Raw genomic sequence first — 14,017 nt, 5'->3', positions numbered from 1 at the left:
TTGCGGAGATCATCATGAGACTCGAATTTTCTATCTATCGTTACAACCCGGAAGTCGATGACAAACCGCGCATGCAGGATTACACCCTCGAAGCGGAAGATGGTCGCGACATGATGCTGCTGGACGCGCTGATCCGTCTGAAAGAAAAGGATCCTACGCTGGCCTTCCGTCGCTCCTGCCGTGAAGGCGTGTGCGGCTCCGATGGCCTCAACATGAACGGTAAAAATGGCCTGGCGTGTATCACGCCGGTCTCCGCACTGGGCAATGGCAGCAAGAAGATTGTTATCCGTCCGCTGCCCGGTCTGCCGGTAATCCGCGACCTCGTGGTGGACATGGGACAATTCTATGCTCAGTATGAGAAGATTAAGCCTTTCCTGTTGAATAATGGGGAAAATCCGCCAGCGCGCGAGCATCTGCAAACGCCTGCGCAGCGTGAGCACCTGGACGGCCTGTACGAGTGTATTCTCTGTGCCTGCTGCTCCACGTCGTGCCCGTCGTTCTGGTGGAATCCGGACAAGTTCATCGGTCCGGCCGGCCTGCTGGCGGCGTACCGCTTCCTGATTGACAGCCGCGACACCGAAACCGATGCGCGCCTCGACAATCTGAATGATGCTTTCAGTGTTTTCCGCTGTCACAGCATCATGAACTGTGTGAGCGTGTGCCCGAAAGGCTTAAACCCAACGCGCGCCATCGGCCACATTAAGTCGATGCTGCTGCAGCGCGGGGCGTAATAAACGGAAGTCACGGTCGGGAACTCAGGTTCCCGATCGTTTACGGAAGCCTCTATAAGCGCGGTACTGACCACGCTTATAAAGGTTCCCTTACGGGCCAGGCGCCGGTTGCGCACAGGTTCGTATCGCTGAACTCACTACGGCAAGCCGCGTAAGCGGCAACAAATGAAACCTCAAAAAAGCAGATTAATGCTTAAGGGATCACAATGCAGAACAGCGCGATGAAACCCTGGCTGGACTCCTCCTGGCTGGCCGGCGCGAACCAGTCCTACATAGAGCAACTCTATGAGGATTTCCTGACCGATCCTGACTCTGTTGATGAAGTGTGGCGCTCGATGTTCCAGCAGCTGCCGGGCACCGGCGTGAAACCTGAGCAGTTTCACTCCACGACGCGTGAATATTTCCGCCGCCTGGCGAAAGACGCCACCCGCTACACCTCCACAGTCACCGATCCGGCCGCTAATTCCAAACAGGTTAAAGTGCTGCAGCTGATTAATGCGTTCCGCTTCCGCGGCCATCAGCACGCTAACCTCGATCCGCTCGGTCTGTGGAAGCAGGAGCGCGTGGCGGATCTCGATCCGGCCTTCCACGATCTGACCGACGCCGATTTTCAGGAAAGCTTTAACGTAGGCTCTTTCGCCATTGGCAAAGAGACCATGAAGCTGGCCGATCTTTATGCCGCACTGCAGCAGACCTACTGTGGTTCGATTGGTGCAGAGTACATGCACATCAACAACACCGAAGAGAAGCGCTGGATTCAGCAGCGTCTGGAATCGGTAGTAGGCCATGCGTCATTCAGCGCGGACGAGAAAAAAGGTTTCCTGAAAGAGCTGACGGCGGCAGAGGGCCTGGAAAAATACCTCGGCGCAAAATTCCCGGGTGCCAAACGCTTCTCGCTGGAAGGCGGTGATGCGCTGGTGCCCATGCTGCGCGAAATGATTCGCCACGCCGGCAAGAGCGGCACGCGTGAAGTGGTGCTGGGTATGGCACACCGCGGTCGTCTCAACGTACTGATCAACGTGCTGGGTAAAAAACCGCAGGATCTGTTCGACGAATTCTCCGGCAAGCACAAAGAGCACCTCGGTACCGGTGACGTGAAGTACCACATGGGCTTCTCGTCAGACGTGGAAACCGAAGGCGGCCTGGTGCACCTGGCGCTGGCGTTCAACCCGTCACATCTGGAAATTGTAAGCCCGGTAGTCATGGGCTCGGTGCGTGCGCGTCTGGATCGTCTGGCGGAGCCGGGCAGCAACAAAGTCCTGCCGATCACCATTCACGGTGACGCCGCGGTTATTGGCCAGGGCGTGGTGCAGGAAACCCTGAACATGTCGCAGGCTCGCGGTTACGAAGTGGGCGGCACCGTACGCATCGTGATTAACAACCAGGTGGGCTTCACCACCTCGAATCCGAAAGATGCGCGTTCTACCCCTTACTGCACCGACATCGGCAAAATGGTGCTGGCACCGATCTTCCACGTCAACGCGGACGATCCGGAGGCGGTGGCGTTTGTTACCCGTCTGGCGCTGGATTATCGCAACACCTTCAAACGCGATGTGTTCATCGACCTGGTGTGCTACCGCCGTCACGGCCATAACGAAGCCGACGAGCCAAGCGCAACCCAGCCGCTGATGTATCAGAAAATCAAAAAGCATCCGACGCCGCGCAAAATCTACGCCGATCAGCTGGAAAGCGAAGGCGTGGCCACGCAGGAAGATGCCACCGAGCTGGTAAACCTGTACCGCGATGCGCTGGATGAAGGCGAGTGCGTGGTGCCGGAATGGCGTCCGATGAGCCTGCACTCGTTCACCTGGTCTCCGTACCTCAACCACGAGTGGGATGAGAGCTACCCGGAAACCGTGGACATGAAACGTCTGCAGGAGCTGGCGCGCCGCATCAGCAGCATTCCGGAAGCGGTGGAAGTGCAGTCGCGCGTTGCCAAGATTTACAACGACCGCAAAGAGATGGCGGAAGGCAACAAGCTGTTCGACTGGGGCGGCGCGGAAAACCTTGCTTACGCCACGCTGGTGGACGAAGGCATTCCGGTGCGCCTGTCGGGTGAAGACTCCGGCCGCGGCACCTTCTTCCACCGTCACGCGGTGATTCACAACCAGCAGAACGGTTCGACTTACACCCCGCTGCACCACATCCATAACGGTCAGGGTCAGTTCAAGGTGTGGGATTCGGTGCTGTCGGAAGAAGCGGTACTGGCGTTCGAATACGGTTACGCCACCGCCGAGCCGCGCGTGCTGACCATCTGGGAAGCGCAGTTCGGTGACTTCGCCAACGGCGCTCAGGTGGTGATTGATCAGTTCATCAGCTCCGGCGAGCAGAAATGGGGCCGCATGTGTGGTCTGGTGATGCTGCTGCCGCACGGCTATGAAGGGCAGGGTCCGGAGCACTCCTCCGCGCGCCTCGAGCGCTATCTGCAGCTGTGTGCTGAGCAGAACATGCAGGTCTGCGTGCCATCAACGCCAGCGCAGGTCTACCACATGCTGCGTCGTCAGGCGCTGCGCGGTATGCGCCGTCCGCTGATCGTGATGTCACCGAAGTCGCTGCTGCGTCATCCGCTGGCGGTATCCAGCCTTGATGAGCTGGCCAACGGCAGCTTCCAGCCGGCGATTGGTGAGATCGACGACCTCGATCCGCAGCAGGTGAAACGCGTAGTGCTGTGCTCCGGTAAAGTTTATTACGATCTGCTGGAGCAGCGTCGTAAGAACGAGCAGACCGATGTCGCCATCGTGCGTATCGAACAGCTCTATCCGTTCCCGCACAAAGCGGTGCAGGAAGCGCTGAAGAATTACGCCCATGTTCAGGATTTCGTCTGGTGTCAGGAAGAGCCACTGAACCAGGGCGCATGGTATTGCAGTCAGCATCATTTCCGCGAAGTGGTTCCATTTGGTGCGTCACTGCGTTACGCAGGCCGTCCGGCTTCTGCTTCACCGGCCGTGGGCTATATGTCCGTACATCAACAACAGCAGCAAGACCTGGTCAATGACGCGCTGAACCTTGGTTAATTAAAAGGAAAGAAAATGAGTAGCGTAGAAATTCTCGTTCCCGATTTGCCTGAATCCGTAGCGGACGCCACGGTAGCCACCTGGCATAAAAAACCCGGCGACTCTGTGACCCGCGACGAAGTGCTGGTCGAGATCGAAACTGACAAAGTGGTACTGGAAGTGCCTGCCGCCGCTGACGGTGTGCTGGAAGCGGTGCTGGAAGACGAAGGCGCCACCGTAACATCGCGCCAGATTCTGGGCCGTCTGAAGGAAGGCAACAGCGGCGGGAAAGAGACCACGGCGAAAGTGGAAAGCAAGGAGTCTACGCCTGCACAGCGTCAGACTGCATCTCTGGAAGAAGAGAGCAATGACGCGCTGAGCCCGGCCGTGCGCCGCCTGATTGCGGAAAACAACCTCGACGCCAGCCAGATTAAAGGCACCGGTGTTGGCGGCCGTCTGACGCGCGAAGATGTGGAAAAACATCTGGCGAAGAAAGCCGACGGCGCGAAAGCGGCACCGGCAGCCGATGCGGCTCCGCAGGCAGTCGCCAACCGCAGCGAGAAGCGCGTGCCGATGACCCGTCTGCGCAAGCGCGTGGCCGAGCGTCTGCTGGAAGCGAAAAACAGCACCGCAATGCTGACCACCTTCAACGAAGTCAACATGAAGCCGATCATGGATCTGCGCAAGCAGTACGGCGATGCCTTCGAGAAGCGTCACGGCGTGCGTCTGGGCTTTATGTCCTTCTACATCAAAGCGGTGGTCGAAGCGCTGAAACGCTTCCCGGAAGTCAACGCGTCGATCGACGGCGACGATGTGGTGTACCACAACTATTTCGATGTCAGCATCGCGGTCTCAACGCCGCGTGGTCTGGTGACGCCAGTGCTGAAAGACGTTGATGCGCTGAGCATGGCCGACATCGAGAAGAAAATTAAAGAGCTGGCGGTGAAAGGCCGTGACGGCAAGCTGACGGTGGAAGAACTGACCGGCGGTAACTTCACCATCACCAACGGTGGTGTGTTCGGTTCGCTGATGTCTACGCCGATCATCAACCCGCCGCAGAGCGCGATTCTGGGGATGCACGCCATCAAAGATCGCCCAATGGCGGTGAATGGTCAGGTGGTGGTGCTGCCAATGATGTATCTGGCGCTCTCCTACGATCACCGTCTGATCGATGGTCGTGAATCTGTCGGCTATCTGGTCGCGGTGAAAGAGCTGCTGGAAGATCCGGCGCGTCTGCTGCTGGATGTCTGATTTTCGCCGGGCGCGCTGGCACGAGGCGCGCCCAAATTAACCCTGTTTAGATCTGAATGGATAGAACATCATGAACTTACACGAATACCAGGCGAAGCAGCTGTTTGCACGGTATGGTATGCCAGCACCGACTGGCTACGCCTGCACCACGCCACGTGAAGCCGAAGAAGCCGCCTCGAAAATTGGCGCGGGTCCGTGGGTGGTGAAATGTCAGGTTCATGCCGGTGGCCGCGGTAAAGCGGGCGGTGTGAAGGTGGTTAACAGTAAAGAAGACATTCGTGCTTTCGCTGAAAACTGGCTGGGCAAACGTCTGGTGACCTACCAGACTGACGCCAATGGCCAGCCGGTAAATCAGATCCTGGTTGAAGCGGCGACCGACATCGATCAGGAGCTGTATCTGGGTGCGGTGGTTGACCGTGCCACCCGTCGCGTGATCTTCATGGCGTCAACCGAAGGCGGCGTGGAAATCGAGAAAGTGGCGGAAGAAACCCCGCACCTGATCCACAAAATGGCGCTGGATCCGCTGACCGGCCCGCAGCCATACCAGGGCCGCGAGCTGGCATTCAAACTGGGTCTGACCGGTAAGCAGGTCAGCCAGTTCACCAAAATCTTCATGGGTCTGGCGACCATGTTCCTGGAGCGCGACCTGGCGATGGTTGAGATCAACCCGCTGGTGATCACCAAACAGGGCGACCTGATCTGTCTGGATGGCAAACTGGGTGCCGATGGCAATGCCCTGTTCCGTCAGCCAGAGCTGCGTGAAATGCGTGACCCAAGCCAGGAAGATCCCCGTGAAGCCCACGCGACGCAGTGGGAACTGAACTACGTCGCGCTGGAAGGCAACATTGGCTGTATGGTCAACGGCGCCGGTCTGGCGATGGGCACCATGGACATCGTGAAACACCACGGTGGTCAGCCTGCAAACTTCCTTGATGTTGGCGGCGGCGCAACCAAAGAGCGCGTTACCGAAGCCTTCAAAATCATCCTGTCTGACGATGCTGTGAAAGCGGTATTCGTTAACATCTTCGGCGGTATCGTGCGCTGCGACCTGATCGCAGACGGCATCATCGGTGCTGTGGCTGAAGTGGGTGTCAACGTACCGGTCGTGGTACGTCTGGAAGGTAACAACGCCGAGCTGGGCGCGAAGAAACTGGCGGACAGCGGTCTTAACATCATTGCAGCAACCAGCCTGACAGACGCAGCACAGCGTGTTGTCGCTGCTGCGGAGGGTAAATAATGTCCATTCTGATCGACAAAAACACCAAAGTCATTTGCCAGGGTTTCACCGGTGGCCAGGGAACGTTCCACTCTGAGCAGGCGCTGGCCTATGGTACGCAGCTGGTTGGCGGTGTGACGCCAGGTAAAGGCGGCACCACCCATCTCGGTCTGCCGGTGTTTAACACCGTGCGTGAAGCAGTAGAAGCCACGGGCGCCACCGCCACCGTGATCTACGTGCCGGCACCGTTCTGCAAAGACGGTATCCTGGAAGCGATCGACGCGGGCATCAAACTGATCATCACCATCACCGAAGGTATCCCGACGCTGGATATGCTGACGGTGAAAGTGAAGCTGGACGAAGCAGGCGTGCGCATGATCGGCCCGAACTGCCCGGGCGTGATCACCCCAGGCGAATGTAAGATCGGCATCATGCCGGGCCACATTCACCAGCCAGGCCGCGTGGGTATCGTGTCACGTTCCGGTACGCTGACCTATGAAGCGGTTAAGCAGACCACCGACATCGGCTACGGCCAGTCCACCTGTGTGGGCATCGGCGGTGACCCGATCCCAGGCTCCAACTTCATCGACATCCTGAAAATGTTCCAGGACGATCCGCAGACCGAAGCGATCGTGATGATCGGTGAGATCGGCGGCAGCGCTGAAGAAGAGGCCGCGGCGTTCATCAAAGAGCACGTGACCAAGCCTGTCGTCGGCTATATCGCCGGCGTAACGGCGCCGAAAGGCAAGCGTATGGGCCACGCTGGCGCCATCATTGCTGGTGGTAAAGGCACCGCCGATGAGAAATTTGCTGCGCTGGAAGCGGCCGGCGTAAAAACCGTTCGCAGCCTGGCCGATATCGGCGACGCGGTGAAAGCGGTACTGCCAGCGAAATAAGATTTTGCTGCTGAAAGAACAAAGCCACCTGCGGGTGGCTTTTTTTATGGCTGTAATGCACGGCCATTAGCCGTCCTCACACATTTGCAGTAAAAACGTAACGGCAACATTTTCTGCGGCTATGCTTACTTTGTCGTTGAGTAAAGAAGGGCAAAGAGGCGTGCTTTTTCCCGTCAGCGTCCAGGCGTCTGGCTGGCACAGAGGTTAAATAATTACGGGAAAGGTAATTGTTTTCTTAATTGCGCTATCGATTTATGACAACTAATTAACAACAACTCTAACACTACATATCTGGAAAATTATTGTCTTAATCCAGATCAATAAAAGTCGATATATAGCAAACTTTACCGCTGGCTAAAAGCAACCCAACCGGTATAAATTGCGCTGCATCAATTCAGTCTTTTTCATCATTTTTCAGGAGTTTGTGCCAGGCGTTTTCATATCAATTCTGTCGCCTCCTCATCTTACTCCTGCTCGAAACAGGCTGAAGCGATCGGTTTTTCGGGGAATTTTCACCACTGTTACTCGCTCACTTCGGGCCGCAGTACGCATTGTGCTGTCGGTAACAAAACTGGAATCAATAATCAGTCGTTCCTGACCTTATTCTGCATCGCACTGCCCGCTATTTGTGGTTGTTATTCGCAGGATGAGTTCATGCGAGGAGCAAGGAGTCATCATGTTAGATATTGTCGAGCTGTCGCGTTTACAGTTTGCCCTGACGGCGATGTACCATTTCCTGTTCGTGCCCTTAACGCTCGGTATGGCGTTTTTACTGGCGATCATGGAAACGGTCTATGTCCTGTCGGGAAAACAGATTTATAAAGATATGACCAAATTCTGGGGCAAGTTGTTTGGTATCAACTTTGCGCTGGGTGTGGCCACCGGCCTGACCATGGAATTTCAGTTCGGTACCAACTGGTCTTATTACTCCCACTACGTCGGCGATATCTTCGGTGCGCCGCTGGCCATCGAAGGCCTGATGGCGTTCTTCCTTGAATCCACCTTTGTCGGCCTGTTCTTCTTCGGCTGGGATCGCCTCGGTAAAGTGCAGCACCTGGCGGTGACCTGGCTGGTGGCACTCGGCTCGAACATGTCCGCGCTGTGGATCCTGGTGGCGAACGGCTGGATGCAGAACCCGATCGCCTCCGAATTCAATTTCGAAACCATGCGTATGGAGATGGTGAGCTTCTCCGAGCTGGTGCTGAACCCGGTGGCGCAGGTGAAATTTGTGCATACCGTGGCCGCGGGTTACACCACCGGTGCGATGTTCATTCTGGGCATCAGCGCCTGGTATCTGCTGAAAGGGCGCGACATCGCGTTTGCCAAACGCTCCTTTGCGATCGCTGCCAGCTTCGGTATGGCTGCTGTGCTGTCGGTCATCGTGCTGGGTGACGAATCCGGCTATGAAATGGGCGACGTGCAGAAAACCAAGCTGGCCGCCATCGAAGCCGAATGGGAAACCCAGCCGGCGCCGGCGGCCTTTACGCTGTTTGGCGTGCCGGATCAGGCGACGCAGGAGAACAAGTACGCCATCCAGATCCCGTATCTGCTCGGCCTGATCGCCACCCGTTCTGTCGATACGCCGGTCACCGGCCTGAAAGATCTGCTGGCGCAGCATGAAGTGCGCATCCGTAACGGTATGAAAGCCTATGCGCTGCTGAACGAGCTGCGTGCCGGCAGTAAAGATCCGGCGGTACGCAGTGAGTTTGAGACGCATAAACAGGATCTCGGCTACGGTCTGCTGCTCAAGCGTTATACCCCGGACGTGGCGAACGCCACGGAAGTGCAAATCCAGCAGGCAACGCAGGATTCCATTCCGCGCGTGGCACCGCTCTATTTTGCCTTCCGCATCATGGTGCTGTGTGGCGTGCTGCTGCTGGGCATCATTGCGCTGTCGTTCTGGAGCGTGATTCGTAACCGCATCGGTAAGAATCGCTGGCTGCTGAAAGCGGCGCTGTACGGTATTCCACTGCCGTGGATTGCCGTCGAAGCTGGCTGGTTTGTCGCTGAATATGGCCGTCAGCCGTGGGCGATTGGTGAGGTGCTGCCAACCGCTGTGGCCAACTCGTCGCTGACCGTCGGCGATCTGCTGTTCTCGATGATCCTGATCTGCGGCCTGTATACCGTGTTCCTGGTGGCGGAAATGTATCTGATGTTCAAATTTGCCCGCCTTGGTCCAAGCAGCCTGAAAACCGGCCGCTATCACCATGAAACAGTGCAGGCTGTGACTCAACCGGCGCGCGGATAAGGAGAGCGACCATGTTTGACTATGAAGTGTTGCGTTTTGTCTGGTGGCTGCTGATTGGCATTCTGCTGATCGGTTTTGCCGTCACCGACGGCTTCGATATGGGCGTGGGAATGCTGACCCGCATCCTCGGTCGCACCGATACCGAGCGTCGCATCATGATTAACAGCATCGCGCCGCACTGGGACGGTAACCAGGTCTGGCTGATCACTGCCGGCGGGGCGCTGTTCGCCGCCTGGCCAATGGTCTATGCCGCCGCGTTCTCCGGTTTTTACGTGGCGATGATTCTGGTGCTGGCCTCGCTGTTCTTCCGTCCGGTCGGCTTTGATTACCGGTCGAAGATTGAAGATATGCGCTGGCGCGGTGCCTGGGACTGGGGCATCTTCATTGGCAGCTTTGTGCCGCCGCTGGTGATTGGCGTGGCGTTCGGTAACCTGCTGCAGGGTGTGCCGTTCCATGCTGATGAGTATCTGCGCCTGTTCTACACCGGTAATTTCTTCCAGCTGCTTAATCCGTTTGGCCTGCTGGCTGGGGTGATCAGCGTCGCGATGATTCTGGCCCAGGGCGCGACTTACCTGCAGATGCGCACCAGCGGCGAACTGCACCTGCGTTCCCGCACGGCGGCGCAAATCAGCGCGCTGGTGATGCTGGTGGGCTTTGTACTGGCCGGCGTGTGGGTGAAGTACGGCATTGATGGCTATGTGCTGAAAAGCGCAATCGATCATCACGCGGCGTCTAACCCGCTGGGTAAAGACGTGGTGCGTGAAGCCGGCGCCTGGCTGGTCAATTTTGAACAGATGCCGGTGCTGTGGTTGTTCCCGCTGCTCGGCGCGCTGCTGCCGCTGCTGACGATCCTGTGTTCGCGCATGGAGAAGGGCGCATGGGCGTTTATCTTCTCTTCGCTGACGCTGGCGTGCGTCATTATGACGGCTGGCATTGCGCTGTTCCCGTTCATCATGCCATCCAGCACCGTGCCAGGCACCAGCCTGACCATGTGGGACGCGACCTCCAGCCTGCTGACGCTGCAGATCATGACCGTGGCCGCCATCATCTTTGTGCCGATTATTCTGGCTTACACCAGCTGGTGTTACTACAAGATGTATGGCCGCATCACCAAAGAACACATTGAGCGCAATACGCACTCCCTGTACTGATTGAGGAGATTAAGCATGTGGTATTTTGCCTGGATTCTTGGCACCTTGCTGGCCTGTGCGTTTGGCGTGGTCACGGCACTGGCGATCGAGCATGTGGAAGAGGGCGGCGCGCAGGACGACAAGCTCTGATGCGCAGCCTGATACAGACGCTGTATCGTCTGATGGATAAGGGCCCGCTGCGGGCCCTTTCACTGATTCTGGCGCTGTGGCTGGCCGGATGCGTCATCTGGCAGCCGGCGCGCTTTGCCGCACACACCAGTGAGCTCGCTGTCTGGCACGGATTATTGTTAATCTGGGCGGTGTGCAGCGGCGTGATTCACGGCACGGGTTTCCGGCCACAGCGAGCCCGCTGGCAGGCGCTGTTTGCCCCGCTGCCGGCGCTGATCGTGCTGGCGCTGGGAATTTACTGGTTCTACCATTAAGTTCTGTCTCAGCCCGCAAGGGCTGTTTTACCGCTGCTGACGTGAGTTTTTGTCAGCGGTTGGTCAGGAAATCTCCCAAAAATCCTTCCAGTTGTTAACGTCTGATAATTATTTTCTCCTGGCTCTGGCGGACCATTCCCAAGCCGATCTCACTTGCGTATAGTAGCAACGTTTAAAATGAGACCGGGATGTAGAGTGAGTACAACGCTGTTTCGCTGGCCGGTTCGGGTCTATTACGAAGACACTGACGCCGGTGGTGTGGTTTACCACGCCAGCTATCTTGCTTTTTATGAACGAGCACGTACCGAGATGTTGCGCCAGCACCATTTCAATCAACAGGCCCTGTTGGAAGAGCAGGTGGCTTTTGTGGTACGGCGCATGACGGTGGACTTTATTGCCGCGGCACGTCTCGACGACCTTCTGGAGATCCAGAGCGAAGTGACAGCAATGACGCGCGCAACCATGACGTTCTCGCAGCGTATCGTGAATGCTGAAGGCAAAGTGCTCAATGAAGCAGACGTCCTGATTGCCTGCATCAACCCACATCTAATGAAGCCGATTGCGCTTCCCAAGTCTATTGTCGCGGAGTTCAAGCAGTGACTGACATGAACGTTCTTGATTTGTTCCTGAAGGCAAGCCTTCTGGTCAAACTTATCATGTTGATTTTGATCGGCTTTTCTATTGCCTCCTGGGCAATCATCATTCAGCGCACCCGCATTCTTAACGCGGCGGGGCGTGAGGCCGAGGCGTTCGAGGACAAGTTCTGGTCCGGTATCGAGCTGTCGCGTCTCTATCAGGAGAGCCAGGCGCGCCGTGACGAGCTGAGCGGGTCCGAACAGATTTTCTATTCTGGCTTCAAAGAGTTTGCCCGCCTGCACCGCGCTAACAGCCATGCGCCGGAAGCGGTGGTCGAAGGGGCCGGTCGCGCCATGCGCATCTCGATGAACCGTGAACTGGAAGCGCTGGAAAATCACATCCCATTCCTTGGCACCGTCGGTTCCATCAGCCCGTATATCGGTCTGTTTGGTACGGTGTGGGGGATCATGCATGCCTTTATCGCACTGGGTGCGGTGAAACAGGCCACGCTGCAAATGGTTGCTCCCGGTATCGCCGAAGCGCTGATCGCCACCGCAATCGGTCTGTTCGCGGCTATTCCTGCCGTTATGGCGTATAACCGTCTGAACCAGCGCGTGAACAAGCTGGAGCAGGGCTACGACAACTTTATGGAAGAGTTCACGGCCATCCTGCATCGTCAGGCTTTCTCTACCGACAACAGCAAGTAAGTCGAGGTTAACGATGGCCAGAACCCGTGGTCGCGGGCGTCGCGATCTTAAGTCGGAAATCAACATTGTTCCGCTGCTGGACGTGCTGCTGGTGTTGCTGCTCATCTTTATGGCAACCGCGCCGATTATTACGCAGAGCGTGGAAGTGGACCTGCCGGACGCAACCGATTCGAAAACCGTTTCCAGCGACGATAATCCGCCGGTGATCGTGGAAGTGGCCGGGGTAGGGCAGTACAGCCTGGTGGTGGATCACGATCGTATGACGCAGCTGCCGCCGGAGCAGGTGGTGAGCGAAGCGCAGCGCCGTATTGAAGCCAATCCGAAGACGGTCTTCCTGATTGGTGGGGCGAAAGATGTGCCTTACGACGAAATCATCAAGGCGCTGAACCTGTTGCATCAGGCTGGCGTGAAATCCGTCGGTTTGATGACGCAGCCGATTTAACGCGAACCGTTTTTGGGAACCGAGAGTGTCGAAGGCAACCGAGCAGAACGAGAAGTTAAAACGCGCGATAATCATTTCGGTGATTCTGCACATCGTGCTGATCGCCCTGCTGATTTGGAGCTCGTTTAACGAACATATCGAAGCCAGCGGCGGCGGTGGCGGCAGTGATATCGACGCGGTGATGGTCGATCCTGGCGCGGTGGTTGAGCAGTATAACCGTCAGCAGAATCAGCAGAGTGATAGTCAGCGCGCCGAGCAGCAGCGCCAGAAGCAGGCACAGCAGCAGGCGGAAGAGTTGCAGCAGAAGCAGGCCGCTGAACAGCAGCGGCTGAAAGAGCTGGAAAAAGAGCGTCTGCAGGCGCAGCAGGAAGCCAAAGAGCAGGCGAAGCAGCAGGCAGAGCAGCAGAAGGCGGCGGAAGCAGCAGCGAAGCAGGCGCAGGAGCAGCAGAAAGCCGCAGAAGCGGCCGCGGCGAAAGCCAAAGCCGATGCCAAAGCGCAGGCCGATGCTCAGGCGAAGGCTGCAGCGGACGCGAAAGCCAAAGCGGAAGAGCAGGCGAAGCAGGCCGCAGCCGACGCGAAGAAGAAAGCGGAAGAGCAGGCTAAAGCCGCCGCAGCCGAAGCGGCGAAAGAGAAAGCCGCGCAGCAGGCGAAAGCCGCAGCTGAAGCGAAAGCCAAAGCGGAGGCAGAAGCCAAAGCTCAGGCCGCTGCAGATGCGAAAGCCAAAGCTGCACAGGAAGCCAAAGAGAAAGCTGCGGAAGCCGCGAAAGAGAAAGCGGCCGCCGAAGCCAAAGCGAAAGCTGAGGCAGCAGCCAAAGCCAAAGCGGATGCGGCGGCGAAAGCTAAAGCGGCCGCCGATGCGAAGAAGAAAGCGGCTGCCGAAGCGGCGAAGAACGAGAGCGACGTGGATGATCTGTTAGGCGGTCTCTCTTCCGGTAAGAATGCACCGAAAAGTGGTGCGGCGTCCGGTGGTGGTGCGGCGGCAGGTCAGGGCAATCAGAAGAAGGCCGGTGCCTCAGGTGCTGAGGTGAATGCGTATCTGGGTCAGATCACCAGTGCGATTCAGAGCCGCTTCTACGATGCCGATCTGTATCGCGGCAAAAGCTGTGATTTGCGGATTAAACTGGCACCGGATGGTTTGCTGATTGACGTGAAAGCTGAAGGCGGCGATCCGGCGCTATGTCAGGCGGCGATTACCGCAGCGAAGCAGGCACGCATTCCGAAGCCGCCTTCGCAGGCCGTATATGAAGTGTTTAAGAACGCACCGATGCGTTTCAAACCAGAATAATGCAGTAACGTACGGCAGGTTGAACTAAGGTTAGCTTGCCGTACTCTATGAGTACTCGTGTTTTTTCAGGAACTGTGCGAATTATCATGAACTCAGGTT

Annotated in this window: 13 protein-coding genes; all 13 read left to right on the top strand. The window is 57.2% G+C overall.

What is annotated here, in order from left to right; genetic code table 11:
- The first annotated feature begins 14 nt into the window (after positions 1–14).
- Positions 15–731: a succinate dehydrogenase iron-sulfur subunit gene (locus OXR61_RS05140; RefSeq protein WP_021508538.1), complete on the top strand. Its 717-nt coding sequence runs from the start codon at positions 15–17 to the stop codon at positions 729–731.
- A gap of 206 nt (positions 732–937) precedes the next feature.
- Complete coding sequence (gene sucA, locus OXR61_RS05135; protein WP_021508537.1) at positions 938–3,745, top strand: 2-oxoglutarate dehydrogenase E1 component; 2,808 nt, start codon at positions 938–940, stop codon at positions 3,743–3,745.
- Between the two features lie 15 nt (positions 3,746–3,760).
- Positions 3,761–4,975 (top strand): 2-oxoglutarate dehydrogenase complex dihydrolipoyllysine-residue succinyltransferase, encoded by a 1,215-nt coding sequence (gene odhB / locus OXR61_RS05130; protein WP_021508536.1) that lies wholly within the window; start codon positions 3,761–3,763, stop codon positions 4,973–4,975.
- 70 nt (positions 4,976–5,045) lie between these two features.
- Complete coding sequence (sucC, locus tag OXR61_RS05125; protein WP_006118458.1) at positions 5,046–6,212, top strand: ADP-forming succinate--CoA ligase subunit beta; 1,167 nt, start codon at positions 5,046–5,048, stop codon at positions 6,210–6,212.
- Positions 6,212–7,087 (top strand): succinate--CoA ligase subunit alpha, encoded by an 876-nt coding sequence (sucD, locus tag OXR61_RS05120; protein WP_021508535.1) that lies wholly within the window; start codon positions 6,212–6,214, stop codon positions 7,085–7,087. Before sucC ends, sucD begins: the two co-directional genes overlap by 1 nt.
- Before the next feature lie 676 nt (positions 7,088–7,763).
- Positions 7,764–9,335, top strand: coding sequence for a cytochrome ubiquinol oxidase subunit I (gene cydA / locus OXR61_RS05115; protein ID WP_021508534.1), 1,572 nt, complete (start codon positions 7,764–7,766; stop codon positions 9,333–9,335).
- 11 nt (positions 9,336–9,346) lie between these two features.
- Positions 9,347–10,486, top strand: a complete 1,140-nt coding sequence (gene cydB, locus OXR61_RS05110) for a cytochrome d ubiquinol oxidase subunit II (protein ID WP_021508533.1) — start codon at positions 9,347–9,349, stop codon at positions 10,484–10,486.
- A gap of 15 nt (positions 10,487–10,501) precedes the next feature.
- Positions 10,502–10,615, top strand: a complete 114-nt coding sequence (cydX, locus tag OXR61_RS05105) for a cytochrome bd-I oxidase subunit CydX (protein ID WP_010615998.1) — start codon at positions 10,502–10,504, stop codon at positions 10,613–10,615.
- Positions 10,615–10,908 (top strand): cyd operon protein YbgE, encoded by a 294-nt coding sequence (gene ybgE, locus OXR61_RS05100; RefSeq protein WP_021508532.1) that lies wholly within the window; start codon positions 10,615–10,617, stop codon positions 10,906–10,908. The genes cydX and ybgE overlap by 1 nt, the downstream gene beginning before the upstream one ends.
- A 195-nt stretch (positions 10,909–11,103) precedes the next feature.
- A complete protein-coding gene (ybgC, locus tag OXR61_RS05095) occupies positions 11,104–11,508 on the top strand; it encodes a tol-pal system-associated acyl-CoA thioesterase (protein ID WP_010616000.1) in 405 nt (134 codons plus the stop codon).
- Positions 11,505–12,191, top strand: a complete 687-nt coding sequence (gene tolQ / locus OXR61_RS05090; RefSeq protein WP_010616001.1) for a Tol-Pal system protein TolQ — start codon at positions 11,505–11,507, stop codon at positions 12,189–12,191. The genes ybgC and tolQ overlap by 4 nt, the downstream gene beginning before the upstream one ends.
- 13 nt (positions 12,192–12,204) lie before the next feature.
- Positions 12,205–12,633 carry a colicin uptake protein TolR gene (gene tolR / locus OXR61_RS05085; RefSeq protein WP_021508530.1) on the top strand — a complete coding sequence of 143 codons (429 nt, stop codon included), beginning with the start codon at positions 12,205–12,207 and terminating at the stop codon, positions 12,631–12,633.
- Between the two features lie 25 nt (positions 12,634–12,658).
- Positions 12,659–13,918, top strand: coding sequence for a cell envelope integrity protein TolA (gene tolA / locus OXR61_RS05080; RefSeq protein WP_021508529.1), 1,260 nt, complete (start codon positions 12,659–12,661; stop codon positions 13,916–13,918).
- Positions 13,919–14,017 lie beyond the last annotated feature (99 nt).

It is taken from the genome of Pantoea sp. GM_Pan_4 (genome assembly GCF_026541005.1).
Taxonomy (GTDB): domain Bacteria; phylum Pseudomonadota; class Gammaproteobacteria; order Enterobacterales; family Enterobacteriaceae; genus Pantoea; species Pantoea dispersa.
Note: the sequence above shows the minus strand (reverse complement) of the source record. Positions and strands in the feature narration are given on the sequence as shown.

Coding starts and splice junctions, on each gene's coding strand:
- OXR61_RS05140 (WP_021508538.1), top strand. CDS start 15: ATGAGACTCGAATTTTCTATCTATCGTTACAACCCGGAAGTCGATGAC.
- sucA (WP_021508537.1), top strand. CDS start 938: ATGCAGAACAGCGCGATGAAACCCTGGCTGGACTCCTCCTGGCTGGCC.
- odhB (WP_021508536.1), top strand. CDS start 3,761: ATGAGTAGCGTAGAAATTCTCGTTCCCGATTTGCCTGAATCCGTAGCG.
- sucC (WP_006118458.1), top strand. CDS start 5,046: ATGAACTTACACGAATACCAGGCGAAGCAGCTGTTTGCACGGTATGGT.
- sucD (WP_021508535.1), top strand. CDS start 6,212: ATGTCCATTCTGATCGACAAAAACACCAAAGTCATTTGCCAGGGTTTC.
- cydA (WP_021508534.1), top strand. CDS start 7,764: ATGTTAGATATTGTCGAGCTGTCGCGTTTACAGTTTGCCCTGACGGCG.
- cydB (WP_021508533.1), top strand. CDS start 9,347: ATGTTTGACTATGAAGTGTTGCGTTTTGTCTGGTGGCTGCTGATTGGC.
- cydX (WP_010615998.1), top strand. CDS start 10,502: ATGTGGTATTTTGCCTGGATTCTTGGCACCTTGCTGGCCTGTGCGTTT.
- ybgE (WP_021508532.1), top strand. CDS start 10,615: ATGCGCAGCCTGATACAGACGCTGTATCGTCTGATGGATAAGGGCCCG.
- tolR (WP_021508530.1), top strand. CDS start 12,205: ATGGCCAGAACCCGTGGTCGCGGGCGTCGCGATCTTAAGTCGGAAATC.